Here is a 26,001-nt window from a genome sequence, read left to right on the forward strand (position 1 = left end):
AGTCCCATGGCAGCCAAGGACGTAAAGTTTTCGCGCGACGCTCGTGAGCGCATCCTGCGCGGCGTCGACATCCTCGCCGACGCGGTGAAGGTCACGCTGGGCCCGAAGGGCCGCAACGTCGTGATCGAGAAGAGCTTCGGCGCGCCCCGCATCACCAAGGACGGTGTGTCGGTCGCGAAGGAAATCGAGCTCAAGGACAAGTTCGAGAACATGGGCGCGCAGATGGTGCGCGAAGTGGCCTCGAAGACCAACGACATCGCCGGCGACGGCACGACCACCGCGACCGTTCTGGCGCAGGCGATCGTCCGCGAGGGCATGAAGTCGGTGGCCGCCGGCATGAACCCGATGGACCTGAAGCGTGGCATCGACCTCGCCGTCACCAAGGTCGTCGAGGACGTCAAGGCGCGCTCGAAGCCGGTTTCGGGTTCGCAGGAAGTCGCCCAGGTCGGCATCATCTCGGCGAACGGCGACCGTGAAGTCGGCGAGAAGATCGCCGAGGCGATGGAGAAGGTCGGCAAGGAAGGCGTGATCACCGTCGAAGAGGCGAAGGGTCTCGAATTCGAGCTCGACGTCGTCGAAGGCATGCAGTTCGATCGCGGCTATCTCTCGCCCTACTTCATCACCAACCCGGAGAAGATGGCGGTCGAGCTCAGCGATCCGTACATCCTGATCCACGAGAAGAAGCTGTCGAACCTGCAGTCGATGCTGCCGATCCTCGAGGCGGTCGTGCAGTCGGGTCGCCCGCTGCTGATCATCGCCGAGGACATCGAAGGCGAAGCGCTGGCGACCCTGGTCGTCAACAAGCTGCGCGGCGGCCTGAAGGTCGCAGCGGTCAAGGCTCCGGGCTTCGGCGATCGTCGCAAGGCGATGCTGGAAGACATCGCCGTCCTCACCAAGGGTGAAGTGATCAGCGAAGACCTCGGCATCAAGCTCGAGACCGTCACGCTCGGCATGCTCGGCACCGCCAAGCGCGTCACCATCGACAAGGACAACACCACCATCGTCGATGGCGCCGGTGAAGCCGAGTCGATCAAGGCCCGCACCGAGCAGATCCGCCAGCAGATCGAAGTCACCACCAGCGATTACGACCGCGAGAAGCTCCAGGAGCGTCTCGCCAAGCTCGCCGGCGGCGTGGCCGTGATCAAGGTCGGCGGTGCGACCGAAGTCGAGGTGAAGGAGCGCAAGGACCGCGTCGACGACGCGCTGCACGCGACCCGCGCGGCCGTTGAAGAAGGCATCGTCCCCGGCGGCGGCACGGCCCTCCTCTATGCGACCAAGGCTCTCGAAGGCCTGACCGGCGCGAACGAGGACCAGACCCGCGGCATCGACATCGTCCGCAAGTCGCTGACCGCGCTGGTTCGCCAGATCGCCAGCAACGCGGGCCAGGACGGCGCCGTCGTCTCGGGCAAGCTGCTCGACCAGAACGACACCTCGTTCGGCTTCAACGCCGCGACCGACACCTACGAGAACCTCGTGGCTGCCGGCGTGATCGACCCGACCAAGGTGGTGCGCACCGCACTGCAGAACGCGGCTTCGGTCGCCGGCCTGCTGATCACCACCGAAGCCACCATTGCCGAGCTGCCGGACGACAAGCCCGCAGCCCCGGCGATGCCGGGCGGCATGGGCGGCATGGACTTCTAAGTCCGCGCCCGACGCAAAAAGAGGGGCCGGCGGAGCGATCCGCCGGCCCTTTTTTCGTTGGGTCACCCTCACCCTTCCGGCGCTTCGCGCCTCCCTCCCTCTCCCAATGGGAGAGGAGCATCGGGTGAACAGCGCCCCGCGCTGTTCAGGCCATGCCGGGGGCATGGCCGACCCGATGCTGGCCCGCCGCCGCAGGCGGTGGGAAGGGTGAGGGTGACGGACGTGCGGCGTTACCGCTCCTTCAGCCCGGCCATCCACCCCCGCACGGCATCAGCCGCCTCGCTCACCATCTGGCTTCCCCGCCCGAACAACCCGGCCAGTTCCTCCTCCACCCGGTGGAGTGCGTCCCCGTCCTTCTCGGGCAGCGGCGGCAGGATGTGCGCGAAATAGCTCTTGCCAAGCAGCCGGTGGAGCAGCCGCTCACCGGGGAACGGCACCCCATTGTTGAGTGCCCGCGCCCCGCGCAGCAGGTTGCGGATGTCGTACTGGGTGGGGCTGATGTCCGGCACCTGCTTGAGCACGTTCAGCAGCGTGTAGACGCCCTGTCGCGCAGTCCGGATCGAGCTTTCCATCGTGAAGACGATGTCGTTCGCCGTCTCGACGAACTGGCCGACCAGCGCGAGGTTGGTGCAGCCCTGCGGCACCACCGCCGGCCGATCCCCCGCCGCGCGCGGCATGAACTCGGCGGTGATGTAGGGCATCAGCGCGAGGCGGACCTTGGTCGCTTCGGTCACCGCCGCCACCTGGTCGTCGGCGATGCCGAGATGGTGGCAAAGTTCCGCCAGTACCTCGCGCCCGCTGCAGTCGGGCATCGCCTTGGTGACCGTGTCGCCCGCCACGTCCATCCGCAGCGCATAGGCCCACAGCACCAGCACGTCCTCGGGCTGGTCGGGGAAATGCGGCTGGCGGTTGCAGGTGACGCTGAGCAGCCACTTCGAATCGGTGAAGGTGATGATGCCGCCGGTAACCGAGCGGCCCGAATAGGGATCGTTGACCGAGAGTTCCCTCAGTCGATCGACCAGCGGCGACGGGCGGCAGGTGAGCGTCGCCGATTCCCACATCGAGCGGGCGACGTCGCCGCAGAACTTGTCCGGCTTGCCGAAGATCGGCGATTGCGCGGCGAGGTTGCGCCACAGCGTCCAGTCGCTGTCCGCGCCGGGATCGTGGCGTCCGCGCGCCAGCACCGGCGCCTGGTCCAGGTCGCCATAGGCGGTGCCCTCGGTCATCGAGCCCGGCAGCACGAAGACGAGGTCCTCCGTTGCCACCCGCAGCATCGTCGCCGCGCCGTCCACCATCGCCCGGATCCCGGTAACGGTACGCCGTTCGCCCTCGACTGCGAAGTCGAGATCATAGGCGCGGGTGTCGAACTGGAAGCGCACGCCCTGCTCCCGCAGCATCTTGGTCAGCGGCCGGACGAAGCTGTCGAACTGATCATATTTGGGGAACACCACCACCGACATGTCGGCAAAGCCGTCCACCGAATCGAGGAAGCGATGGAGGTAGAGCTTCATTTCCAGCAGGCTGTGCCACGGTTGGAACGCGAACATGGTGCGGAACAGCGCCCAGAAATTGGTCTCGAAGAATCCCTTGTTGAAATACTGTTCGATCGTGGGGTCGTTCACCTCGTCCTTGCGCTTGAGCAGCAGCCGGACGATCTCCCACTGGTCCTTGCGCGACAGGCCGAAGGTGCGGAAATCCTTGATCACCCCCCGCTGGTGCATCAGCCGGGCCTTGGAATAATTGGGGTCGCGGTCGTTCACCCAGCGATATTCGTCGAGCACGCTATAGCCGGCAGGCAGCTCCAGCGCAGGCACGTCCTGGAACAGGTCCCACAGATTGTCGTAGTTCCAGTTCATCTCGCGGCCGCCGCGGATCAGATAGCCGCGTTCCGCATCGCCGGCGCCGTCCAGCGAGCCGCCCTCCACCTGCCCGGCGTCGAGGACGGTGATGTTGGCAGGCGGCATATGGCCGTCGCGGATCAGGTAGAAGGCAGCGGCGAGCCCGGCGATGCCGCTGCCGACGATCCAGGCCTTGCGATTCTCCACGCCCGGCGTCGGCAGCGGCCGGTTGCGGGCATAGGGACTCCAGAAATCGGGCGGGGGCAGCGTGTTCTCGGGCTGCTGGCTCCAATAGCGGGCGGTGGTGTCCGGCGCATGCTCGAAGCCGTGCGGCGCGGCGTTCGCCGGCGCGTCGAGCCAGGCGGGGGTGGCGCGAGTCATGATGCGATCTCCTGAGTCCGGTGGGATACCCCGCCGGATTCAGGCAGATCTGCATCTTTGCGTATTCGTAATGTTGGCAGGTTGCCCTGCCCGCGGCTTACTTCTTCTTCTCTTCGACCGGCAGCGTCGGCACCGCAGCACGCGCCGCAGCGGCGGGTGCGGCCGGCGGGCGGCAGCCCTTGGAGACGCCGAGACCCTTCAGATAGGCGCGGCGGATGGTGCCGCCATAGAGCGCCGCAGTCACCCGCTTCTCCTGCTTGTCGGCACCCGTGACCATCCGCACCAGCCCGAAGCCGGGGATCAGCGCGCCGACGATCGCCCGGCTGCCCGCCGCCGCGATCGCACCGCCATTGCCGCCCTTGGCCGCCGGCGCATCGGCATCGGTGCCGAGCACGGCGTTCAGATTGGCGATCCCGGCGCGGATCTGCGCGCAGCTCTTCGTCCCCTGCGACGAATAGGGCGCGGAGGCCGCCAGCAGCAGCACGTCCGGAATCTTCTTCTCGTTGATCCGCAGATCGCGCAGCGGCGCCTGCGCGCCGTCGCCCACGCTTTCCTTCTGCTGCTGCGCGGCGCCGGGTGTCGTGATCAGCAGGGCGGCCAGCCCGGCAGCCAGAATGGTGCGCATCGGTGATCTCCTCGTTGTCCTGCAATACTGCGCAGCAAAGCGATCAGCGGGGCGATAGTTCCACCGTTAAACGCCCCCCTCTGACGGAGCTTCCGCGACGGCAAGTCGTACGCGCAAGTTCAGCGCGATTCGCAACATGACCCACACGAACAGCGCTGCGGTCACAATATCGACGAGGAAGGTGCCGACTTCGACCAGCAGCGTTCCCAAACCGGCGATGTCGGAGGGCGATCGACTTGTCACCAGCGTCGCAAAGGCCCCGATGATGCGGGAGCAGACCCAAAGTCCCCACCAATATTGCATCTGCCAAGGTAGATTGCCATCATTGTAACCCCCATCGGCATCCCCGATGCTGACGCGATACGTTTCGGCGAGCGCCCGAAACGGCATCAACAGGTTGGCGAAGGGGACGAAGAACCACCCGATGCTCCACCCAGGCGAAATCGTCATCGCATCCGCGTCCACGGCATGCGCTGTCCGGGTCGCGCGGTAGATTGCGATCCCGCACGGCACCATGCCGAGCGTGGCGAGCAGGATGACCATGCCTCGGGGCGCCGCATCGCCTATGGCAGCCTCTAAAGTCGCTTCGTCGGCGCCCTGCTGCAGCAACATCTTCAGGGTAAGAGCCAGATCGACCTGGAAGAAGACATACAATCCCCAGCCGAGCAAGAAGAGGACCGTGCCGCAAACGACCAACGGCCGGATAGAATCGACATCTCGCCGATAGTCGCGCGTCTTCATACTCCCCCCAATTGCTTCCCGTGGATGTGGGGTAGCGGGTAAATGTCGAGATTGACAATCCCACGCCTGCCGCTAGGGCCGTCGACGGGCCACGCGGTCCCAACGCCGCGCGTGCTCTCTGTGAGGAGAGTCTACATGACTGATTTGACTGCCGCCGACGCTACCCTTGCGCCTGCGAAGCCCGCCACCAAACCGGCGCGTCCCTATTTTTCCTCTGGTCCCTGCGCCAAGCCCCCGGGCTGGTCGCCCGAGAAGCTCGCCGTCGAGTCGCTCGGCCGCTCGCACCGCTCGAAGCTGGGCAAGACCCGCCTCCAACATTGCATCGACCTGATGCGCGAGCAGCTCCGCCTGCCGGACACGCACCGCATCGGCATCGTGCCGGGTTCGGACACCGGCGCCTTCGAAATGGCGATGTGGACGATGCTGGGCGCCCGCCCCGTGACCACGCTCGCCTGGGAAAGCTTCGGTGAGGGTTGGGTCACCGATGCGGTCAAGCAGCTCAAGCTCGATCCCACCGTGCTGCGCGCCGATTACGGCCAGCTGCCGGACCTCGACGCCGTCGACTGGTCGAACGACGTGCTGTTCACCTGGAACGGCACCACCTCGGGCGTGCGCGTGCCGAACGGCGACTGGATCGCCGCCGATCGCGAAGGCCTGAGCTTCGCCGACGCCACCTCGGCGGTGTTCGCCTATGACCTGCCCTGGGACAAGATCGACGTCGCCACCTTCTCCTGGCAGAAGGTGCTGGGCGGCGAGGGCGCGCATGGCGTGCTGATCCTCGGCCCCCGCGCGGTCGAACGGCTCGAAACCTACACCCCCGCCTGGCCGCTGCCGAAGGTGTTCCGCCTCGTTTCCAAGGGCAAGCTCGCCGAGGGCGTGTTCAAGGGCGAGACGATCAACACGCCGTCGATGCTGGCGGTGGAAGACGCGATCTTCGCGCTCGAATGGGGCAAGGGCCTGGGCGGCGCCGAGGGGCTGATCGCCCGTTCGGACGCCAATGCCGCCGCGCTCGACAAGATCGTCGCCGAGCGCGACTGGCTCGGCCATCTCGCCGAGGATCCGGCGATCCGCTCGCGCACCAGCGTGTGCCTGACGGTCGAGGGCGCCGATGCCGACTTCATCAAGAAGTTCGCCGGCCTGCTCGAAAAGGAAGGCGCGGCCTATGACGTGGCCGGTTATCGCGATGCGCCGGCGGGTCTCCGCATCTGGTGCGGCGCGACCGTCGACACCGCCGATATCGAAGCGCTCGGCCCCTGGCTCGACTGGGCCTACGCCACCGCCAAGGCGGGCTGACCTTCTAAAGCCCTCTCCCCGCCGGGGAGAGGGTTGGGAGAGGGGCAGGACGTTGCCTTCTCCCCCGATGTATCAGGTTCAAGACACATTCCCCCTCTCCCCGGCCCTCTCCCCGGTGGGGAGAGGGTGGCAAGCAGGAGCAATTCCATGCCGAAGGTACTGATTTCCGACAAGATGGACCCCAAGGCCGCGCAGATCTTCCGCGAGCGCGGCGTCGAGGTCGACGAGATCACCGGCAAGACCCCGGACGAATTGAAGGCGATCATCGGCAACTATGACGGCCTCGCCATCCGCAGCTCGACCAAGGTCACCAAGGACATTCTCGAGCACGCCACCAACCTCAAGGTGATCGGCCGCGCCGGCATCGGCGTCGACAATGTCGACATCCCCGCCGCCTCGGCCAAGGGCGTGGTGGTGATGAACACGCCGTTCGGCAACTCGATCACCACCGCCGAGCATGCGATCGCGCTGATGTTCGCGCTCGCCCGCCAGCTGCCCGAGGCGGATGCCTCGACCCAGGCCGGCAAGTGGGAGAAGAACCGCTTCATGGGCGTCGAGCTGACCGGCAAGACGCTGGGCCTGATCGGCGCGGGCAATATCGGCTCGATCGTCGCCGACCGCGCCATTGGCCTGCGCATGCGCGTGATCGCCTATGATCCGTTCCTGACCCCCGAGCGCGCGCTCGAAATGGGCGTCGAGAAGATGACGCTCGACGATCTGCTGCTGCGCGCCGATTTCATCACGCTGCACACCCCGCTGACCGACCAGACCCGCAACATCCTGAGCCGCGAGAATCTCGCCAAGACCAAGAAGGGCGTGCGGATCATCAACTGCGCGCGCGGCGGCCTGATCGACGAGGCGGCGCTGAAGGAAGGCCTGGAGAGCGGCCATATCGCCGGCGCCGCGCTCGATGTGTTCGCGGTGGAGCCCGCCAAGGAGCATCCGCTGTTCGGCACGCCGAACTTCGTTGCGACGCCCCACCTTGGCGCCTCGACCACCGAAGCGCAGGTCAATGTGGCGATCCAGGTCGCCGAGCAGCTCGCCGACTATCTCGTCACGGGCGGCGTCACCAACGCGCTCAACGTGCCGAGCCTCTCGGCCGAGGAAGCGCCGCGGCTCAAGCCCTATATGGCGCTGGCCGAGAAGCTGGGCAGCCTGGTCGGCCAGCTGGCGCATGGCGAGCTGACCAGCATCGCCATCGAAGTCGAGGGGGCCGCAGCCGAGCTCAACCAGAAGCCGATCACCAGCGCGGTGCTCGCTGGGCTGATGCGCGTCCATTCGGACACGGTGAACATGGTCAACGCGCCGTTCCTCGCCAAGGAGCGCGGTCTCGACGTGCGCGAAGTGCGCCATGACCGCGAGGGCGACTATCACACGCTGGTGCGCGTGACCGTCGGTACCCAGGCGGGCGACCGCTCGGTGGCGGGCACGCTGTTCGGCAACGCCGCGCCGCGCCTGGTCGAGCTGTTCGGCATCAAGGTCGAGGCCGATCTCGCCGGGCACATGCTCTACATCGTCAACGAGGACGCGCCGGGCTTCATCGGCCGGCTCGGCACCACGCTGGGCGAGGCGGGCGTCAACATCGGCACCTTCCACCTCGGCCGTCGCTCGGCCGGCGGCGAGGCGATCCTGCTGCTCTCGGTCGACGAGGCGGTGGACGACGCGCTGCTCGGCAAGGTCCGCGCGCTGCCCGGCGTGAAGACCGCCATGGCGCTCGGCTTCTGAACCGATTAGGGGAGGCGGCCATATGACTGGTCTCCTCCCCGAAGGGTTTCACGATCGCCTGCCGCCAGCCGCCGATGCCGCGGCGCGGCTCGAGACGCGCGTGCTGGGTCTCGCGCGGCTCTATGGCTATGAACAGGTGGATCCGCCGCTCGCCGAGTTCGCCGACGAGCTGGCGACCCGGCTCAAGACCGGCGCGGTGCGCGATGCGGTGCGGTTCGTCGATCCGGTGTCGCAGCGCAGCCTCGCCATCCGCCCGGACCTGACCGCGCAGGTGGGCCGTATCGCGGCAACCCGCATGGGCCACCATCCGCGCCCCGTCCGGCTCTGCTATGCGGGCCAGGTGCTCAAGCTGAAGGCCCCCGCGCTCGATCCGCGCCGGGCGATGCGCCAGATCGGCTGCGAGCTGATCGGCCGCGACAGCATGGCCGCCGCGATGGAAGTCGTCCGCGTCGCGATCGAAGCGCTGCAATCGGCGGGCGTCGAGGGCCTCGCCATCGATTTCACCCTGCCCGACCTGGTCGATACGCTGGCCGGCGGCGCGCTGCCCCCGGAGAAGCTCACGGCACTGCGCGAGCGGCTCGACGCCAAGGATGCTGGCGGCGTCGCCGCGATTGATCCCAAGTACCTGCCGCTGATCGAAGCGGCGGGCCCGTTCGACAGCGCGATGGCCAAGCTGCGCGGCACCGATGCGGGCACCGCGCTGGCCAGCCGCATCGACGGCCTCGCCACGATTGCCGCAAGCATCCCTCCCGGCGTCGCACTGACGCTCGACCCCACCGAGCGCCACGGCTTCGAATATCAGACCTGGCTCGGCTTCTCGATCTTCGCCCGCGGCGTGCGTGGCGAGATCGGTCGCGGCGGCACCTATACGGTGGTGCATGATGGCGGCCGCGAAGAGCCGGCGGTCGGTTTCTCGCTCTACGCCGATTCGATCCTCGACGCCGGCATCGGCGGAGATGCCCGGCGGCGGCTGTTCCTGCCGTTCGGTACCGATGCAGCGACGGGCGCGGATCTGCGCGCGCAGGGCTGGGTGACGGTCGCGGCGCTGGAGGTGGAAGACACGCCCGAGGCCCAGCTGTGCAGCCACGAGCTGCGGGACGGCGTACCGGTCGCGCGTTGACCGGTCAGGCCCGGCGCAGCTGCCTGCGCCGGGCGATCGCATAGCCGATGACGACCAGCCCGCCGATCGCACCGATCAGATAGCTTGCGCCATGCGCCCAGGCGTCGGCGAGGAACGCGACGTGCTTCGCCGGCGGGATGACGCTCGCCCAATAGGGCGAGACAGTGACGGCGCCCATCGTGGTGGCCGTCGCACCGGCGATACCGGCCAGCAGGGCCCCGACCGCAGACACCAGCATCAGCCGCAGGATCGCGCCGCGCAGGTCGACAAGCACCAGCCTCGGCGCACCACCGGCGCGGGCGACGATCGCCAGCAGCACCCCGAGCGGCAGTCCCACCCACCAAGTGGCGATCACCCCCCAGCCGAGCGCGAGCAGGAAGGGCGACGACGTGGGGAACACCGGCGGATGGGCGATCGTGAAATATTCCACGCACAGATGCGCCGTCACCTGATCGTGCAAGATACCGTACACGATCGCGGCCAAGGTCGCGAATGCGATGATCTTCAGCGATTCCATCGATGGCCCCCCCCGGCGCGCAGCCTATTCCATCTGGTCGATCAGCGCCTGGATCGGCGCGAACGCGAACGCTACCGAACTGTCCGCCACGCCGTAGGGGATGAACAGGCAATCGCCGTGGCGGATCGCGCCGCAGGTGTAGACGACATTGGGCACATAGCCCTCGCGATCTTGATCCGCCGCAGCCAGCAAGGGCTCGCGCGAACGGGCCAGCACCTTGGTGGGATCGTCCTTGTCGAGCAGCGCCGCGCCGATCGAATATTTGCGCATCGCGCCGACGCCGTGGGTGAGCACCAGCCAGCCACCGTCGGTCTCGATCGGCGGACCGCAATTGCCCATCTGCACCAGCTCCCAGGGGAAGCGCGGCTTGATGATCAGCTCGCCGCCTTCCCAGTGGGTGATGTCGTCCGAGGCGTGCAGGAAGATGTTCTCGCCGTCCTGCCGCCCCAGCATCATGTATTTGCCGCCGACCTTGCGGGGGAACAACGCCATGCCCTTGTTGCGCGCGGCGCTGCCGGTCATCGGCACCAGGTCGAGCCCACGCCAGTCGCTGGTGCGCAGCAGCTCGGACTGGATCGCCGAGCCGTTATAGGCCGTATAGGTGCCGATCCATTCCATCGTCCCGTCGTCATGGGTGAAGGGGCAGATGCGCAGGTCTTCCAGGCCGTTCGACTGGGCGCGGGTGATCGGGAAGATCACCGTGCCGGAAAGCGTCGAATCGCGGTGGCGGTAGATGCGCACCGGTCCTTCCATGGCGCGCTCGTCCGGCTCGCGCGCGTCGGCGGCGGTGGCGAAGGGCGGTTCGGGGGCCAGTGTCAGTTCGTTGGTATCGGTGATGATGCCTTCGCGGAACGCGACCGAGGAGATATGCCCCTCACCCACCGCGCGCAGCGACATCAGGATACGCATGCTGCCCGGCGGCATGCCGCTCTGGTCGTAATGCGGCACGGCGCTCGGATTCATCAGCGCGGCGGCGGCATAGCTGTACTCGTGGCAGAAATAGGCACCGAGCAGCTGGCGCTTCTCGTCGCCGATCGTCGCGCCGTCGAGGCCGAGCATCGCTTCGATCTCGTCATAGCGCGTCATGAACACGCGCCGTGTCTGCCAGTGGCGCGCCTCGAAATCCTTGAGCACCAGTTCGAGCTCGGCCCGCGCCTCGGAGGGCGAGAGCGCCAGCACCTCGCTGACGATCCGCTCGGTCCGGCTCGGCGCGCCGCCATTGGTCGACGCCCAGGCGATGTGGAACGGACGGACCACGACGCGGGATGGATCGGCATGCAGCCGCAAGGGATGATGAAACAGTTCCGGCATTGGCAACCCCCGGGGAACGCGCTCGTTACGGCGCCGTCCCCCGGTATCGCTTCAGGCGACGGCGAGTTCCGGTCCTGCCACGCTTTTATTGCGCTTTGAAAGAGCCGAGATCGCGCAATTCGCCAGTTGGAGTGCGAGGATCGACTCAGCACCTTGATTACGATTGAGCCCGGTGGGCATCAGCCCGTCGAAACAGCCGCCATCGGCGACGCTCGCCAGCGGCACGTCGAGATCGTTCGCGCCGAGATACCAGCGATAGGCGCGCATCGCCTCTTCCGCCCAGCGGTTGGCGCCGGTCGCGTCATGCGCGGCAAGGCAGGCGTCGATCGTGGCCTGGGCCTCGAGCGGCTGCTGGTCGAACGGCAGCGGATCGGCGTAGGCGCGGCCGAAGCTCTCCGTCCCTACCGCGCGGAAACGACCTTCCGGCGAGGTCTGGCGCTCGACGATCCAGGCAAGCGTTTCGAGGCCGGTTTCGAGAAGGTCGCGGCGGCCGAGCACCTTGCCGGCGCGCAGCAGCGCTTCCGGCAGGCGCGCATTATCATAGGCCAGCACGATTTCGAACCAACTCCATTCCGGTCGACGCGCCGACTCCAGCAGGGTGACGAGTTCGTTGCCGAAGCGCGTGAGGATTTCGCGCGACAGGGCATGGCCGGGATGCGCCTCGAGCATCGCCGCGGCGCCGAGCATCGCGAACGCATGCGCGCGCGGACTGCCGAGGTCGAAGGCGATCGACGCCGTTTCGTCGAACAGCACCGAAGCCCAGTCCCGATGCTTCTGCGCGCGGGCATCGCGCGCGGTGACGCCCAGCGCCCAGATCGCGCGGCCGTTCGAATCTTCCGAGCCCTCGTCTTCGCACCAGCTGCGATCGAAGTTCATGAAGTTGCGGAACTTGCGCTTGTCCGGATTCCAGGCGTGCTGGACGAAGCCGCCATAGATCGCGGTCCAGCGATCACGCACCGCATCGTCGACATCGTCGATCTTGCTCATCAGGATCAGCGCACGGGCATTGTCGTCGATGCAATAGCCATGGCGGCGGTCCGGCACCGAGTAGATCGAGTGCTGGAGCATCCCGGTCGAATCGCTCATCCGCTCCACCGCCGTCAGCACGGGGTGAAGCGGCGCGAGTTCCGATGCCGTCGCGCCGATACGGTGCGGCTTTTCGTCCAGAATGGCATCGAACGCGGCGATCGCACGCTCGGCCAGCCGCGTCCAAAGCATCGTGCGACCGCGCGCATAGGCCCGGCTGGCAAGCGCGTGTCGTGCCCCGTCATCGCCGAGCAGCCGATTGATCTCACGCGCAAAGGCGGCGCTGTCTCCGAAATCGACGAGCACGCCGTGATCCCGGTCGAGAATCTCGGTCGCATGCACATAGGGGGTCGAAATCACCGGCTTGCCCATGCTCACCGCATAGGAGAGCGTGCCCGACGTGATCTGCGCCGGGTTCGGATAGGGCGTCGCATAAATGTCGGCGGCCTGCAGATAGTCGAGAAGGTCGCTCTGCTCGACGAATCGATCCACGAACGCGACATTGTCCTGGAGCCCGAGCGCCGCGACCTGCGTCTGCAACCGGTGGCGATAGGCTTCGCCCTCGTGCGCGACCAGATGCGGATGGGTGGCGCCGAGGATGACGTAGAGCGCCCTGGGGTGCGCAGCCTCAACCGCGGGCATCGCCTCGATCATCGTCTCGATGCCCTTGCTCGGCGCGAGCAGACCAAAGGTGAGAATGACATCGCGGCCCTCCCAACCGAAATTGGGTTTGAACGCTGCCGTCTCGGCGAAGGGCCGATCCGGCACGCCGTGCGGGATGACCTCGATCTTGTTGTCGTCCACGCCGTGGACGCGTTTCAGGATCTCGCGCCCCTTCTCCGCCATCACGATCAGCGTCGAGGCGCGGCGGATCAGCGCTTCCATCACCCGGCGCTCGTCGGCGCTGGGGCGTTCCAGCACCGTATGCAGCGTGACGATCACCGGGATCGACACGCGATCGGTCAGCGCCAGGAGCAGTTCGCCGGCGGCGCCGCCGAAGATGCCGTATTCGTGCTGGATCCACAGCGCCTCGGCACCGCTCGCCTCGATCTTGCGGGCGGCCTCGACATAGGCGCCGCGATCATTCTGGGCGATCGCGCTCGTCACCTGCGGCGGATAGGCGTAGTGGCCGGGCAGATCGTCCATCGCATAGACGTCGACCTGGATGTCCGGATAGCGCTTGGCGAGCGCGGTATAGGTATCGGTGGTGAAGGTGGCTATGCCGCACTTGCGCGGCAGGAAGTTGCCGATCAGGGCAAGATGCCGAATTCTCGGATGAACCGGAGACCGTGCCATGGCGGACCTTTCGCTACTGCATGATGGGGGCGGCCCAAATCTGGACCGCACCTCCCGATAAACTCCCGTTTTTCAAATAAGTTGCAGTTCTGCTGCAACGCACAACCATATGCCTGCTCAACCGTGCTGTAAACCTGCCGTTCAGCCGCGGCCGCGATATCCGGCAACCCCCTGATCCGGGATCCAGACATCCTCCGGCGGCTTGCCCGACTGCCAGAACACGTCGATCGGAATGCCGCCGCGCGGATACCAATAGCCGCCGATGCGCAGCCAGACCGGCTGCATTTCGCGGAACAGCCGCTCGCCGATGCCGACGGTGCAATCCTCGTGGAACGCGCCGTGGTTGCGGAAGCTGCCGAGGAACAGCTTGAGCGACTTGGATTCGACGATCCGCTCGCCCGGCACGTAATCAATCACCAGATGCGCGAAATCGGGCGCGCCGGTGATCGGGCAGAGCGAGGTGAATTCGGGCGCGGCGAACCGAACCAGATAGCGCAGGCCCGGCCGCGGATTGGGTACATAGTCGAGTTCCGCTTCCTCCGGCGTGGCGGGCAGGGCGGATTGCTTTCCGAGATGCTTGGCGTCCATGCGCGCCATGTAGGCGTTTGCGGTGCGGTTTCCATAGGGCTAGGGATGCTCCCCTATGGACGGATTGCTCTCCACCGGCGACCTTGCCGGCATGCTCGGCGCGGCGGACCTGTTGGTCCTCGATGCGACCTACACCTCCACCATCCCCGGCGCGGCGAAACAGGATCCGCGCGCGGAGTTCGAGGCGGGGCATATTCCGGGCGCGCGACTGCTCGATCTGGATACGCTGGTGGATGCAGAAAATCCGCTGCCGTCCATGCTGCCGAACGCCCGTATCTTCGAGGAGCGGATGGCGCAGCTGGGGATCACCGCCGCCACGCGCATCGTCCTTTACGACAACAGCCCGCACCATACGTCGTGCCGCGCCTGGTGGGAGCTGCGCATGTTCGGGGTGAAGGCCGCGATCCTCGACGGCAATATGGGGCACTGGCGCGCCGAGGGGCGGCCGGTGGAGACGGGGCCGCACACCGCCACCCCCTCCCGCTTCACCGCCCGCGGGCCCGCCGCGCAGATCCGCACGCTCGACGACATGCGCACGACGAGCGAGCAGATCGTCGATGCACGCTCGGCTGCCCGCTTCACCGGCGAGGAGGCCGATCCCCGCCCCGAATGCGCGGCGGGCCACATGCCGGGTGCGAAGAACATCCCCTATGGCCGCTTTTTCGACAGCGACGGCCATTGGAAGGCGCCGGACGCAATCCGCGCCGTGTTCGACGCCGCCGGGCTGGACCTGACCCGGCCGATGGTCGCCACCTGCGGATCGGGGATCACCGCCTCGGTGATCGTGTTCGCCGCGCATCTGCTCGGCCACGAAATCGCGCTGTACGACGGCAGCTGGACCGAATGGGGGGCGCAGCCCGATACTGCCAAGGTGACCGGCGCATGAGCGAGCACGAGGACAAGGACGCGACCAAGGTCGTCCATGCCGGCCGCCGTCCGGAATGGACCCAAGGCATCGTCAACCCGCCGGTGTGGCGCGCCTCGACGATCCTCTATGACGACATCGCCGCGATGCGCGAGCGCGGCAGCGCCGACACGCACCACAAGCTCTATTACGGCCGCCGCGGCACGCCCACCCAATGGGCGCTCGCCGACGCGCTGACATCGCTGGAGCCGGGTGCCGAGGCGACATTGCTCTATCCCTCGGGCGTGGCGGCGATCACCACCGCGCTGCTGGCAGTCCTGTCACCCGGCGACGAGGTGCTGCTGCCGGACAGCAGCTACGAACCCACCCGGGCTTTCGGCAACGGCATGCTCAAGCGGCTGGGCATCACCGCCACCTATTATGATCCGCTGGTCGGCGCGGGGGTCGCGGCACTGTGTACCGAGCGGACCAAGGCGATCCTGCTCGAGAGCCCGGGAAGCCTCACCTTCGAGGTGCAGGACGTGCCCGCCATCGTCGCGGTCGCCAGGGCGCGCGGGATCGTGACGCTGCTCGACAATACCTGGGCCGGGCCGCTCTATTTCCCGGCGATCGAGAAGGGCATCGACTATACGATCCTGTCCTGCTCGAAATATGTCGTCGGCCATTCGGACGTGATGATGGGATCGGTCACCGCCGCCCCCGGCCATTACGAGCGGCTGCGCGCGACCACCTATCAGCTCGGCCTCTGCGCGAGCCCGGACGACGCCTATCTCGGGTCGCGCGGGCTGCGGACGATGGAGGTGCGCCTGCGCCAGTCGGGCGCCAGCGGGCTGAAAATCGCCCAGTGGCTCAAGACCCGGCCCGAGGTGGCGCGGGTGCTCCACCCTGCCCTGCCCGACTGTCCCGGCCACGACCTGTTCGTCCGCGACTTCAAGGGGTGCGCCGGCCTCTTCTCCTTCGTGCTGAACGGCGGCAACGATGGCGCGCGGACGGCGCTGATCGACGGCCTCCGGCATTTCGGCATCGGCTTCAGCTGGGGCGGCTATGAAAGCCTGGCGATCCCCGCCGATCCGCAGCGCATCCGTACCGTCTCGCGCTGGCAGGCCGAGGGACCGGCCATCCGGCTGTATGTCGGGCTGGAGGATACGGACGACCTGATCGCTGATCTCGAGGCAGGCCTCGCCCGCTTCGCCGCGGCGCGGGGCTGAAACAGGGGGCGGCGCGGTGCCGCCCCCTGCCGCTCACCGCGTCGGGCAGGTCGCCGTCACGCTGTTGCAGATGACCGTGCTCTTGCCGAGCGAGATCGCCCAGTTCAGGCCGCGTGGATCGGGCGCGCCTTCGTAATAGTCGGTGCTGATGAACTGTGCGCCCGACGCGATCGCGGCGTCGAGCCGGCTGCGATCATGGGTCCGCGCCTCCAGCGTTTCCGAGTCCGCGCGGGTGCGGACCATGAAGCCGGCCTTCACCCGGCGCGTGACGAGCGCGCCGTCCTTGACCGTATTCTGCATGTTGAAGAAGGCGGCCTCGGGCGCGTCTTCGGGATACCAGCCGAACATCATCCGGCCCTTCAGGCTGGCATGGCCGGTGCGATAGCGCTCCTCGTTCGCCTCGGAGGTATCGAGCACCAGCAGGAACTTGCCGCGCGATGCACCCACGGTCGGCCAGCGATGCGCCGTCACGGCGTCGCGTAACGTCGGCAGGGTACCGCGGACGTCGTCCGGCGTGATCACCCGATCGCGGCCGAGCGTCGCGGCGATGTCGGTGTCGAGAGCGTCCAGCGCCGCCGCGTCGAAGCCCAGATCGGTGGTGCGCAGGCCGGGAATCGGCCGCACGTCGCTGGCATTGACCAGCAGCATCACCGGCAGATGGCCCGGGTGCGCATCGGACCAGCGGCGGAAGATCATCATGCAGGCGCGGAAGGTGCGGCAATGGGTCTGCCAGTCGAGGCCGGGGACATGGATCGTCTTGGCGCCGGGGGCCGCCATCTCCGCCTGGATCTCGGCCGGGCCATCCGCATAAGGCGCGGCATAGGCGCCGCCCTGGGGATCGGGCGCGACGTCGATCTCGAGCTGGCGCAAGCCAAGCGCCAACTGGCTCTCCAGCGGCGGATGGCCATAGGCCAGGCCTTCCCACTCCTTCGGCGCCAGTGCGCGGATGCGGGCCTCGACCTGCGGCAGCGGATAGGGGCGATAGCTGTTGTGCGAGCCGAGCATGCGCACCTGATCCAGCCGCAGCGAATCAAGGCTCTTGTCGGCATCCGGCGTCGCGCCGCCCGGCGCCATCGCCATCAACAGCGCGGCCGCGCCGATCATCCACCCTGTGCGCATCCCGTCATTCCTTCCTAAGCGAACCCAAGGCGGTGCCTTTGGCGGGCTTTCGTTCCGGAACCATGACAGTCGGGCGCACAAAAACGGCGGCGGCCCGCTGGGGACCGCCGCCGTCATAGGGAGCTATCGGTTTAGTTGCCGCCGGTCGGGCTGGCGGGCGCGGTGGCCTGAGCCGACTGGCCGCTGGTCTGCGCCTGGGCGGCGGCTGCCTGGATGCGCTGGTTGAGCGCCGTATCCGAGGCCATCGCCTGGCTGATCTCGTTGAAGCGCTGCGGCTGCAGGCCCGAGGCGGTGATCGCGGCGACGAACTTGGTGTTCTTCTCGGCGGTCGGGATGCTCGTGTCCGCGTTGATCTTGTTCACCGCAAGCGCTGCCGTGGCGTACTGTTTCACTTCGGTATCGGTGAAGGTGGACGTCGATGCAGTGCCGGCACCCGTCGTCCCCTGGTCCTGGGTTGCCGGCGCGGCCGGTTGGGCCGGGGTCGTCTGGGCCGGCGCGGTGGTCTGGGCAACGGCTGCCGAAGCCATCAGCGCACTGGCAGCAGCCAGGCTCGAAAACATCATTTTCATCATCAACTCCTCGTAACAATGAAACTCTTTTGCACCCCTGTAACGTGAGAGTGGGCATCGGGTTTTCCGTTTCATACCCGATTCACGATGGGCTGTTGCCGAGGCGGGACGGCATGACCCGGGCGGGGACGCACGCCTCCGGAATCACACCGCTGGAAAAGCCGGGCATTTTCGACTATATCCACGCGATGCAGACAGTGTCGGCCGCCCCCATGCCCATCCCCGGGCACATCGATCCCGTGCCCGTGCCGCGTGCCCCCGCCGCGCGCGAAGATGGCCGTACCGACCTGATCGGGCTTTCCCGTGACGGTATCCGCGAGGCGCTCGCCGCCGCCGGGCTGGAGCCGAAACAGGCCAAGCTGCGCGCCAAGCAGCTGTGGCACTGGATCTACAATCGCGGCGCCACCGAATTCTCGGCGATGACCGACATCGCCAAGGCCCAGCACCCGTGGCTGGCCGAACGCTTCGTGATCGGCCGCCCGGACGTGGTCGAGGCGCAGGTCTCGAACGACGGCACCCGCAAGTGGCTGCTCCGCTCGCCCGACGGGCAGGAGTACGAGATGGTGTTCATCCCCGATGCCGATCGGGGCACGCTGTGCGTCTCCAGCCAGGTCGGCTGCACGCTCAACTGCCGCTTCTGCCACACCGGCACGATGCGGCTGGTGCGCAACCTCACCGCCGGCGAGATCGTCGGCCAGGTGATGCTCGCGCGCGATTCGCTCGGCGAATGGCCGAGCCAGCCCGAAGGCCGCCTGCTCACCAACATCGTGATGATGGGCATGGGCGAGCCGCTCTATAATTTCGACGAGGTGAAGATGGGCCTCCAGATCGTGATGGACGGCGACGGCCTCGCGCTGTCCAAACGCCGCATCACCCTTTCGACCTCGGGCGTGGTGCCGATCATGGCGCGCGCGGGCGAGGAGATCGGCGTCAACCTCGCGGTGTCGCTCCACGCGGTCACCAAGGAGGTGCGCGACGAGATCGTGCCGCTCAACAAGAAGTACGGCATCGAGGAGCTGCTCCAGGCCTGTGCCGATTATCCGGGCGCCAACAATGCCCGCCGCATCACCTTCGAATATGTGATGCTCAAGGACAAGAACGACAGCGACGCCGATGCGCACGAGCTCGTCCGCCTGCTGCGCAAGTACAAGCTGCCCGCGAAGGTGAACCTGATCCCGTTCAACCCCTGGCCGGGCGCGCCTTACGAATGCTCGACACCGGAGCGGATCCGGTCCTTCTCGAACATCGTGTTCGAGGGCGGCATCTCGGCGCCGGTGCGCACCCCGCGCGGGCGCGACATCGATGCGGCGTGCGGCCAGCTGAAGACCGCGGCCGAGAAGAAGAGCCGCGCCCAGCTCGACCGCGAAGCCGCCGAGAAGTTCGCCGCGCTCGGTTGAGCGTGGCGATCAGCGCGGACGGACCATCCGGAACAGCGCGTCCTCGCCGATCTCGAAATAGTCGGCCGGCCCGCCGCCGCGGAGGATCGGGCGCGCGCGCGCGGTCTGGTAGACGCCGTCCTCCAGCATCGCCCGGTCGATATGGACGCCGGTCACTTCGCCGAGGACCAGCCAGGTATCCACCGCGGCCCCTTCCTTGGTCTCCAGCCGGATCAGCTGGGTTAGCCGGCATTCGAACTGTGCCGGGCTGCCCGCGACGCGATCGGGCCGCACGGTGCGCGACGGCAGCGCGTCGATGCCGGCGAGGCTGAACTCGTCCACCTCCGGTCCCACCATCGCCGCGCTGGCATTCATCCCCTCGGCCAGCGGCCGGGTGGCAAGGTTCCAGACGAACTCCTTCGTCTCCGCGATGTTGACGACGCTGTCCTTCCACCCGGTGGAGGCGAAGCCGAGGATCGGCGGGCGATAGTTGAACAGGTTGAAGAAGCTGTAGGGTGCCAGATTGCGGACGCCCGCGGCGGACACCGTGCTCACCCAGCCAATCGGGCGCGGCCCGACGATCGCGTTCAGCGGGTCGTGCGCAAGGCCGTGCCCGGCGGCGGGTTCGTAGAAATGGAAGTCTGTGGGCATGGGCGCTCCGGATTTTTGTGGCGGACGTGAAACCGATTCCGCTTGGGCTGCGAATCTCCTACACTCGCCACGTCCAGGGAAGGAAGCGCACATGGCAGATGGTCCACCGGGGAACCCGCCGCTGATCTACCGCCATCGCCTGATCACCCGGCTATGGCACTGGATCAACGCGATCGCGCTGCTGATCATGGTCGGCAGCGGGCTGATGATCTTCAACGCCCATCCCCGCCTCTACTGGGGGCAATATGGCGCGAATTTCGACCATGCCTGGCTCGAGCTGCCGCGTTTCCCGGGCTGGGTCACCCTCCCCTCCTATTACAGCCTGGCCGGTGCACGACACTGGCACTTCTTCTTCGCGCTGGTGCTCGCCTTCGGGCTGCTGGTCTATCTGCTGTGGAGTCTCGCGAACGGCCATATCCTGGGCGACTTGCGGATCCGCGCGCGGGAGCTGGGCCCGGGCCATCTCTGGAAGGACTTCAAGGACCATCTCGCGCTGCGGTTCCATGACCCGGAAAATCCGCGCGCCTACAATATCTTCCAGAAGCTCGCCTATGTCGGCACGCTGTTCGTGCTGCTGCCTGCGGTGATTTTCTCCGGCCTCGCCCTCTCGCCCGGCATGGATGCCGCCTGGCCGTGGCTGACCGCGCTGTTCGGCGGGCGGCAATCGGCCCGCTCGGTGCATTTCATCGCCATGGCGGCGATCCTCGCCTTCCTGCTCGCCCACCTGACGCTGGTCCTGCTCGCCGGGCCGATCAACGAGCTGCGCTCGATGATCACCGGCTGGTGGCGGGTGCCGGCGGAGAAACAGCCGTGATCCTCACCCGCCGCAACCTGCTCGTCGCTTGCACCGCCGGCCTGCTCACCGGCTGCGACCGCTTCACCGACAGCCCCGTGCTGGCGAGCGCCGAGGAGGCACACCGCTTCCTCCAGCGATCGATCGGGCGCGGCGCGCTCGCCACCGAGTTCCGGCCGGAGCAGCGCAGCCCGATCTTCCGGGTGAACGGCACCCACCACCCGAACACCCCCGAATATAATATCTGGGCCGGCACCCGCTTCGCCGACTGGCGGCTGCGGGTGGGCGGCATGGTCGCCCGGCCGATGCAGCTGACGCTCGACCAGCTCCAGCACATGCCCCAGCGCGCGCAGATCACCCGGCACGACTGTGTCGAGGGCTGGAGCGCGATCGGCAAATGGCAGGGCCCGCAGCTCGGCACGATCCTGAACGCCGCCGGGATCAGCACCAACGCCCGCTACATCGTGTTCCACTGCGCCGACCGCTACGGCGATGGCGGCTATTATGAATCGATCGACCTGATCGACGCCTTCCATCCCCAGACGATCCTCGCCTGGGCGCTCAACGACCGGCTGCTCGATGTCGGGCACGGCGCCCCGCTGCGCCTGCGGGTCGAGCGGCAGCTTGGCTACAAGCAGGCCAAATATCTGGTCGGCATCGAGGCGGTCGCCTCGCTCGCCGGTTTCGGCAAGGGCAAGGGTGGCACCTGGGAGGATTCGAACGGCTACCAATGGTACGCCGGGATCTGAAATTTTTGGGCACGCTGAACCCGCGCCGTGCATCCGCGTTCGTTGCCCGTCCGTAATGCATTTCAGAGGGAGGGGCTCCTCGGAAATGTGAGCCGGGTACCGCCGAAACAAAAGCCGAATACGGGATCGCCATGGCCTTGATTGATCGTTTCCTCGACCGTGCCGTGCAGCGCGGCCAGCTTACCCTGATACGTCCCGATGGTTCCTCCCGCAGCTTCGGCAGCCCCGATCCCGATCTCAAGCCGGTGACGATGCGTCTCGGCAAGGGCGCCGAGAGCCGCATCGTCCGCGATCCCGCGCTGGGTGCCGCCGAGACCTATATGGACGGCAGCCTGAACTTCGAGGCCGGCGACATTCTCGACCTGCTGACGCTCGTCACCGCCAACAATGCCTGGGAAAAGGGCACGGCGGTGCTGCATCCCTCCATGCTCAGCCGAGCAACGGGGAAGATCGGGCACTGGCTGGGCCGCCGCAACATGGCGCGCAAATCCAAGCAGAATGTCGCGCATCACTATGATCTGTCGGCTCGGCTCTACGACCTGTTCCTCGACGCCGACCGGCAATATAGCTGCGCCTATTACACCGATCCGGCGAACAGCCTGGAACAGGCCCAAGCCGACAAGAAGGCGCACATCGTCGCCAAGCTGGCGATCCAGCCCGGCATGCGCGTGCTCGACATCGGCTGTGGCTGGGGCGGCATGGCGCTCTACATCCACGCCAAGACCGGCGCCGAGGTGCTGGGCATCACGCTCTCCGAAGAGCAGCTCAAGATCGCCCGGGAGCGCGCGGAAGCGGCCGGCGTCGCCGACAAGGTGAAGTTCGAGCTGATCGACTATCGCGCGCTGGAGGGGCAGTTCGACCGGATCGTCTCGGTCGGCATGTTCGAGCATGTCGGCACGCCGCAATACCGCACCTTCTTCGCCAAGTGCCGCGAGCTGATGACGCCCGAGGGGGTGATGCTGCTCCACACCATCGGCCGCGCCGGTTCGCCCGGCTATACGGACGCGTTCACGCTCAAATACATCTTCCCCGGCGGCTATATCCCGGCGCTGTCCGAGATCGCCCAGGGCTATGAGGGGCTGCGCTACTTCCTCACCGATGTGGAGGTGCTGCGGCTCCATTATGCCCACACGCTGAAAGCCTGGTACGACCGCACGGTGGCGGCGCACGATGCGATCGTCGCGCTGTACGACGAGCGCTTCTACCGCATGTGGACCTATTATCTGGCAGGCTCCTATGTGAGCTTCGTGAACGGCGGGCTGGTCAACTACCAGCTGCAGTTCTCCCGCTCGCGCACGGCACTGCCGATCACCCGCGACTATATGCTCGAGGCCGAGCGGAAGCTTACCGCCGGCAGCCAGTGATCCTGGCTGCCGGCGGCTTGCATCAGAAGGAGAACCGCGCCTGGATGCGGGCGGACCGCGCCGTCTGGCGGCCGGTCACCTGCTGGTAATAGGGGCTCGCCACCCCGTTGCCGTCGGTGCCGTACTCGTTGAAGTCGGTCTTCGCGTGCAGGTTGAGCGCGTTGAAGACGGTGAGGTTCAGGCCGACGTCCGATCCGCCGATCTTCGTCTTCCACGCGATCGTCAGATCGTTGCCGAACACCCAGTCGCTGCTGAACACCGAACCGCGCGGGATCAGCTTGACCGGTGCCTGGCTCGCCGGAATCGTCGGGTCGGTATCGATCTGTCCGTTGGACAGCACCCGACAATAGAGACCCGCCGCGCCGTACGCACGCGCATAGGGATCGACCGACGACGGCACCATGCCGATGCACCCGTAATGGCGCGGCGAGGTGGCCGAGAAGTTGAAGCCGAAGGTCAGGGACTTGGTCGGCGCGTACGACCCCCACAGCTTGAACACATGGCGGCGATCGTTCGGCGAATAGCCGTACGTGCCGTTGGTGAGGCCGGGCTGGTCGAAGTCCTCGGTGAGGCCGGTATCGGACTGGCCGTTATCGGTCTTCACCCCGCCCTCGTAATTGCCCTTGGTCCAGGACAGCACATAGGAACCGTTGAGTTCGAACCGGCCGTCGAACTCACGCCCGACCTCGAAGGCGATCGCCTTGTAGGTCCGCTTGGCCCGCGGATAGCCGAGCTGCGCCGGCGTCAGCGTGACGGTGCGCGGAGTCGATTCGCCGTTGATCGGCGCGGCGAGCTGGACGGTGATCGGCTGGCCCGGATTGTTCAGCACATATTGGGTGAAGCCGGTCCAGATCGCGTCGCAGCCCTTGATGCCGTTCGCGGTGCAGTATTTGTTGACCGCGCCGTCGATCGCGGAATCCTCCAGCACCTCGTTGAGGCGCGTGTAGGTGGCGTAGACGTTGAACCGCCATCGGCTGATGCGCTTTTCATAGCCGAGGATGAACTCGTCCTCGGATTGCGGCTTGAGGTTCTGGGCGACGGCCGCGTCGACCGCAACCGGCTGGCCGCTGCCGGTGACGTCGCAGTTCGTCACCTTGTCGTCCGGACAGGGGGCTGCCCCCGGATAGAGCACCGCGGCGCCAAGCTTCGGAATGCCGTCGGCGCCGATTCCGGCAAGGAGGTTGGTGCGCGTATAATAGGTCTCGCCGCCGGTCAGCCGGATATTGGTGTTCGAGGCCACCGGCAGGAACATGCGCGAGAAGCTGCCATAGACCTTGTCCTTGCGGGCGCCGAACGGGTCGAGCGTGAAGCCCAGGCGCGGCCCCCACTGGTTGCCGGACTCGTAGAATTTCTTGCCCGCCGAATTGTTGTTGCCGAAGCGGTCGTTGCGCAGGCCGAGGCTGAGGTTCAGGCGCTCGTTGAACAGCGCCCAGGCGTCCTGGATGTAGAAGGCCTCGTTCCGGGACGTGAAGCTGCCGATGTTGGAATAGAAGGTCTGGCGCACATAGTCGGTGCCGATCGGCAGGCCGAACTGGTCGCCCTGCTTCGCGCGGTAGATGACATAGCTGTAGCCAAGCCCGGCGCCGACCTGCCGGTTTATCGAGGACAGGTCTTCGCGGTCATAGCCGAACTTGAAGTGGTGCTTGCCCAGGAAATTGGCATAGATGTCGACATCGGCGCGGTAGAATTTCCGGACGTCGTGGTTGATGCCAAGGCCGCCGCCGGCATTGGTGAGCGAAACCGCCGGATCGTTGCGCGCGTCGCTGACGCCCGGCACGACCTTGGAATCGGCGTTCACGCTCTGATAGTTGTTGTTGTTCTCGCCCCGCCCATAGGCAGCGGAGAAGGTCAGCCAGCTCTTGATGATGCTGGTGTAGCGCGCGACGTAGTTCTCGCCGCCATATTGGTTGCTGGTGCTGCCGGTATAGGGCCCGTCGATATTGCGGACGCGATCGTAGCGCACGGTCGACGTGCTGCCGTAATAATCGGTCTTGGTATCCTGCGACGTGTTGAAATAGGTGAATTCGAGGTGGTTCTGGTCGTTGATATAGGCGTCGATCTTGCCGCCGTAGAAGGGCGTGCCGGTGTGATAGAACGACCGTGACGTCCCCTGCTTGGTCTTGGTCGTCAGATTATACTCGGTGCCTGCCGAAACGCTGCTGTTGTCGCGCGTCTGATACAGGCCGAAGAAGAACAGATGGTCCTTCCAGATCGGGCCGGAAAGCGTGGCGACGACCGACTTGGATTCGGCGGAGCCGTTGGCATTGTCGCTGTAGATCGTGTCCTTGGTCTTCGATCGCAGCTCGTTCGGGTTCCAGGTGTACAGCAGCGAACCGTGGAACTCGTTGCTGCCCGACTGGGTGGTGGCATTGATGAAGCCACCGGTCGAGCGACCGAATTCCGCGGCATAGCCGCCGGTCTTCGTCTCGGTCGTCTTGTAGAAATCATAGGGCACGTCGACGGGCGACAGCCCCTTGCGGAAGTCCGTGATGTTCAGGCCGTTGATGAAGAACGCGTTTTCCGAGACGGCGCCGCCGTTGATCGAGCTCAGCCCCGAAAAGGCGCTCGACCCCGCATTCGCACCGGGTGCGAGCTGGATGATCGACTGGATATTGCGCGCAATCGGCAGCCGCTGGCTCACTTCCGCCACGTCGAGCACGAGGCCGGTGGTGGTGCGATCGAAATCGACGTTGGCGACGCGCGATCCCTTCACCACGATCTCGTTGCTGCCTTCTGCAGCGAGAGCGAAGGTGTTGCTGGCATTGTTCGCCGAGATGCGGATGCCCGCTTCTTCATAGCCCGGATAGCCGTCGGCGGTGATGCTGAAGGTGTAGGACCCCGCCTGCAGTTCGGGGAGGCTGAAATTGCCTTCCTTGTCGGTCACGGCGGACCGCGTGAACCCCTGGTCGTCCGACTTGGCGGCGACGGATGCGCCTACGATCGGCTTGCCGTTCTGATCCACCACGCGGCCGGTCGCCCGGACGGTGGAATAGCCCTGCGCATGTGCCGCCGTCGACACGAGTGGAAGAAGCGCCAGCGTCGCACCTGCGACGGACGCACGAAGAAGACTGCGGCAAAGCCGCAGGCGAGCGTTTGTCATGATTGCATACCCCTTTTCCTACCCCAATCCCCAGGGCGCGATCCGCTATCAGTGCGTTACGGATACCGTATACAACATAATATTGTGATGGGCTGTCAAACGAAA

21 protein-coding genes are annotated in these 26,001 nt (G+C 66.5%); 10 read left to right on the top strand and 11 right to left on the bottom strand.

Annotation, left to right across the window (positions count from 1 at the left end):
- Nucleotides 1-6 precede the first annotated feature (6 nt).
- Nucleotides 7-1,641, top strand: a complete 1,635-nt coding sequence (gene groL / locus QZ814_RS15660; protein WP_294334103.1) for a chaperonin GroEL — start codon at nt 7-9, stop codon at nt 1,639-1,641.
- A gap of 230 nt (nt 1,642-1,871) precedes the next feature.
- On the opposite strand, the gene QZ814_RS15665 is transcribed toward groL, so the two are convergent.
- From QZ814_RS15665 to QZ814_RS15675, 3 genes are all read right to left on the bottom strand, one after another.
- Nucleotides 1,872-3,860 (bottom strand): oleate hydratase, encoded by a 1,989-nt coding sequence (locus QZ814_RS15665; RefSeq protein WP_294334105.1) that lies wholly within the window; start codon nt 3,858-3,860, stop codon nt 1,872-1,874.
- A gap of 97 nt (nt 3,861-3,957) precedes the next feature.
- On the bottom strand, nt 3,958-4,485 hold the full coding sequence (locus QZ814_RS15670) for a hypothetical protein (RefSeq protein WP_294334106.1): 528 nt from the start codon (nt 4,483-4,485) through the stop codon (nt 3,958-3,960).
- Between the two features lie 66 nt (nt 4,486-4,551).
- Complete coding sequence (locus QZ814_RS15675; protein ID WP_294334109.1) at nt 4,552-5,226, bottom strand: DUF4328 domain-containing protein; 675 nt, start codon at nt 5,224-5,226, stop codon at nt 4,552-4,554.
- A 135-nt stretch (nt 5,227-5,361) separates the two neighbouring features.
- On the opposite strand from QZ814_RS15675, the gene QZ814_RS15680 reads away from it, so the two are divergent.
- From QZ814_RS15680 to QZ814_RS15690, 3 genes are all read left to right on the top strand, one after another.
- Nucleotides 5,362-6,519: a phosphoserine transaminase gene (locus QZ814_RS15680; RefSeq protein WP_294334111.1), complete on the top strand. Its 1,158-nt coding sequence runs from the start codon at nt 5,362-5,364 to the stop codon at nt 6,517-6,519.
- Nucleotides 6,520-6,666: 147 nt separating this feature from the next.
- Nucleotides 6,667-8,244 carry a phosphoglycerate dehydrogenase gene (gene serA, locus QZ814_RS15685; protein ID WP_294334113.1) on the top strand — a complete coding sequence of 526 codons (1,578 nt, stop codon included), beginning with the start codon at nt 6,667-6,669 and terminating at the stop codon, nt 8,242-8,244.
- Between the two features lie 22 nt (nt 8,245-8,266).
- Complete coding sequence (locus QZ814_RS15690) at nt 8,267-9,364, top strand: ATP phosphoribosyltransferase regulatory subunit (RefSeq protein ID WP_294334115.1); 1,098 nt, start codon at nt 8,267-8,269, stop codon at nt 9,362-9,364.
- A 4-nt stretch (nt 9,365-9,368) separates the two neighbouring features.
- Here QZ814_RS15690 and QZ814_RS15695 read toward each other — a convergent pair whose 3' ends face one another.
- The 4 genes from QZ814_RS15695 to queF form a co-directional block, all read right to left on the bottom strand.
- Entirely contained in the window at nt 9,369-9,881 is a 513-nt protein-coding gene (locus tag QZ814_RS15695) for a hypothetical protein (protein ID WP_294334117.1), read from the bottom strand.
- A gap of 24 nt (nt 9,882-9,905) precedes the next feature.
- The gene (locus QZ814_RS15700; RefSeq protein ID WP_294334118.1) at nt 9,906-11,192 is read right to left on the bottom strand and encodes a glycoside hydrolase family 130 protein; all 1,287 of its coding nucleotides are present in this window, start codon (nt 11,190-11,192) and stop codon (nt 9,906-9,908) included.
- A 51-nt stretch (nt 11,193-11,243) separates the two neighbouring features.
- Nucleotides 11,244-13,514: a glycosyltransferase family 4 protein gene (locus QZ814_RS15705; protein ID WP_294334120.1), complete on the bottom strand. Its 2,271-nt coding sequence runs from the start codon at nt 13,512-13,514 to the stop codon at nt 11,244-11,246.
- A 141-nt stretch (nt 13,515-13,655) separates the two neighbouring features.
- Nucleotides 13,656-14,102, bottom strand: a complete 447-nt coding sequence (gene queF, locus QZ814_RS15710; RefSeq protein ID WP_294334122.1) for a preQ(1) synthase — start codon at nt 14,100-14,102, stop codon at nt 13,656-13,658.
- A 55-nt stretch (nt 14,103-14,157) separates the two neighbouring features.
- Between queF and QZ814_RS15715 the strand changes: the two genes are divergently transcribed.
- Together QZ814_RS15715 and metC are read left to right on the top strand one after the other, a co-directional pair.
- The gene (locus QZ814_RS15715; RefSeq protein WP_294334125.1) at nt 14,158-14,988 is read left to right on the top strand and encodes a sulfurtransferase; all 831 of its coding nucleotides are present in this window, start codon (nt 14,158-14,160) and stop codon (nt 14,986-14,988) included.
- Nucleotides 14,985-16,175, top strand: coding sequence for a cystathionine beta-lyase (metC, locus tag QZ814_RS15720; protein WP_294334127.1), 1,191 nt, complete (start codon nt 14,985-14,987; stop codon nt 16,173-16,175). Before QZ814_RS15715 ends, metC begins: the two co-directional genes overlap by 4 nt.
- Nucleotides 16,176-16,208: 33 nt before the next feature.
- On the opposite strand, the gene QZ814_RS15725 is transcribed toward metC, so the two are convergent.
- The gene (locus tag QZ814_RS15725; protein WP_294334130.1) at nt 16,209-17,294 is read right to left on the bottom strand and encodes a Ca2+-dependent phosphoinositide-specific phospholipase C; all 1,086 of its coding nucleotides are present in this window, start codon (nt 17,292-17,294) and stop codon (nt 16,209-16,211) included.
- A 131-nt stretch (nt 17,295-17,425) separates the two neighbouring features.
- Nucleotides 17,426-17,863, bottom strand: a complete 438-nt coding sequence (locus tag QZ814_RS15730; protein ID WP_294334132.1) for a DUF4168 domain-containing protein — start codon at nt 17,861-17,863, stop codon at nt 17,426-17,428.
- 188 nt (nt 17,864-18,051) lie between these two features.
- Here QZ814_RS15730 and rlmN point away from each other — a divergent pair, with 188 nt between their 5' ends.
- Nucleotides 18,052-19,260 carry a 23S rRNA (adenine(2503)-C(2))-methyltransferase RlmN gene (gene rlmN, locus QZ814_RS15735; protein ID WP_294334170.1) on the top strand — a complete coding sequence of 403 codons (1,209 nt, stop codon included), beginning with the start codon at nt 18,052-18,054 and terminating at the stop codon, nt 19,258-19,260.
- A 9-nt stretch (nt 19,261-19,269) separates the two neighbouring features.
- Here rlmN and QZ814_RS15740 read toward each other — a convergent pair whose 3' ends face one another.
- On the bottom strand, nt 19,270-19,890 hold the full coding sequence (locus tag QZ814_RS15740) for a flavin reductase family protein (RefSeq protein ID WP_294334134.1): 621 nt from the start codon (nt 19,888-19,890) through the stop codon (nt 19,270-19,272).
- A 91-nt stretch (nt 19,891-19,981) separates the two neighbouring features.
- Here QZ814_RS15740 and QZ814_RS15745 point away from each other — a divergent pair, with 91 nt between their 5' ends.
- From QZ814_RS15745 to QZ814_RS15755, 3 genes are all read left to right on the top strand, one after another.
- Nucleotides 19,982-20,704 (top strand): cytochrome b/b6 domain-containing protein, encoded by a 723-nt coding sequence (locus tag QZ814_RS15745; RefSeq protein ID WP_294334138.1) that lies wholly within the window; start codon nt 19,982-19,984, stop codon nt 20,702-20,704.
- On the top strand, nt 20,701-21,432 hold the full coding sequence (locus tag QZ814_RS15750; protein WP_294334140.1) for a molybdopterin-dependent oxidoreductase: 732 nt from the start codon (nt 20,701-20,703) through the stop codon (nt 21,430-21,432). Before QZ814_RS15745 ends, QZ814_RS15750 begins: the two co-directional genes overlap by 4 nt.
- Before the next feature lie 131 nt (nt 21,433-21,563).
- Entirely contained in the window at nt 21,564-22,796 is a 1,233-nt protein-coding gene (locus QZ814_RS15755; protein WP_294334142.1) for a cyclopropane-fatty-acyl-phospholipid synthase family protein, read from the top strand.
- A gap of 22 nt (nt 22,797-22,818) precedes the next feature.
- Here QZ814_RS15755 and QZ814_RS15760 read toward each other — a convergent pair whose 3' ends face one another.
- Complete coding sequence (locus QZ814_RS15760; RefSeq protein WP_294334144.1) at nt 22,819-25,896, bottom strand: TonB-dependent receptor; 3,078 nt, start codon at nt 25,894-25,896, stop codon at nt 22,819-22,821.
- Nucleotides 25,897-26,001 lie beyond the last annotated feature (105 nt).

It is taken from the genome of uncultured Sphingomonas sp. (assembly GCF_913777625.1).
Classification (GTDB): Bacteria; Pseudomonadota; Alphaproteobacteria; order Sphingomonadales; family Sphingomonadaceae; genus Sphingomonas.

Bases quoted from the DNA above. Each gene is read 5' to 3' on its own strand.
- groL (WP_294334103.1), top strand. From the start codon at position 7: ATGGCAGCCAAGGACGTAAAGTTTTCGCGCGACGCTCGTGAGCGCATC.
- QZ814_RS15665 (WP_294334105.1), bottom strand. From the start codon at position 3,860: ATGACTCGCGCCACCCCCGCCTGGCTCGACGCGCCGGCGAACGCCGCG.
- QZ814_RS15670 (WP_294334106.1), bottom strand. From the start codon at position 4,485: ATGCGCACCATTCTGGCTGCCGGGCTGGCCGCCCTGCTGATCACGACA.
- QZ814_RS15675 (WP_294334109.1), bottom strand. From the start codon at position 5,226: ATGAAGACGCGCGACTATCGGCGAGATGTCGATTCTATCCGGCCGTTG.
- QZ814_RS15680 (WP_294334111.1), top strand. From the start codon at position 5,362: ATGACTGATTTGACTGCCGCCGACGCTACCCTTGCGCCTGCGAAGCCC.
- serA (WP_294334113.1), top strand. From the start codon at position 6,667: ATGCCGAAGGTACTGATTTCCGACAAGATGGACCCCAAGGCCGCGCAG.
- QZ814_RS15690 (WP_294334115.1), top strand. From the start codon at position 8,267: ATGACTGGTCTCCTCCCCGAAGGGTTTCACGATCGCCTGCCGCCAGCC.
- QZ814_RS15695 (WP_294334117.1), bottom strand. From the start codon at position 9,881: ATGGAATCGCTGAAGATCATCGCATTCGCGACCTTGGCCGCGATCGTG.
- QZ814_RS15700 (WP_294334118.1), bottom strand. From the start codon at position 11,192: ATGCCGGAACTGTTTCATCATCCCTTGCGGCTGCATGCCGATCCATCC.
- QZ814_RS15705 (WP_294334120.1), bottom strand. From the start codon at position 13,514: ATGGCACGGTCTCCGGTTCATCCGAGAATTCGGCATCTTGCCCTGATC.
- queF (WP_294334122.1), bottom strand. From the start codon at position 14,102: ATGGACGCCAAGCATCTCGGAAAGCAATCCGCCCTGCCCGCCACGCCG.
- QZ814_RS15715 (WP_294334125.1), top strand. From the start codon at position 14,158: ATGGACGGATTGCTCTCCACCGGCGACCTTGCCGGCATGCTCGGCGCG.
- metC (WP_294334127.1), top strand. From the start codon at position 14,985: ATGAGCGAGCACGAGGACAAGGACGCGACCAAGGTCGTCCATGCCGGC.
- QZ814_RS15725 (WP_294334130.1), bottom strand. From the start codon at position 17,294: ATGCGCACAGGGTGGATGATCGGCGCGGCCGCGCTGTTGATGGCGATG.
- QZ814_RS15730 (WP_294334132.1), bottom strand. From the start codon at position 17,863: ATGAAAATGATGTTTTCGAGCCTGGCTGCTGCCAGTGCGCTGATGGCT.
- rlmN (WP_294334170.1), top strand. From the start codon at position 18,052: ATGCAGACAGTGTCGGCCGCCCCCATGCCCATCCCCGGGCACATCGAT.
- QZ814_RS15740 (WP_294334134.1), bottom strand. From the start codon at position 19,890: ATGCCCACAGACTTCCATTTCTACGAACCCGCCGCCGGGCACGGCCTT.
- QZ814_RS15745 (WP_294334138.1), top strand. From the start codon at position 19,982: ATGGCAGATGGTCCACCGGGGAACCCGCCGCTGATCTACCGCCATCGC.
- QZ814_RS15755 (WP_294334142.1), top strand. From the start codon at position 21,564: ATGGCCTTGATTGATCGTTTCCTCGACCGTGCCGTGCAGCGCGGCCAG.
- QZ814_RS15760 (WP_294334144.1), bottom strand. From the start codon at position 25,896: ATGACAAACGCTCGCCTGCGGCTTTGCCGCAGTCTTCTTCGTGCGTCC.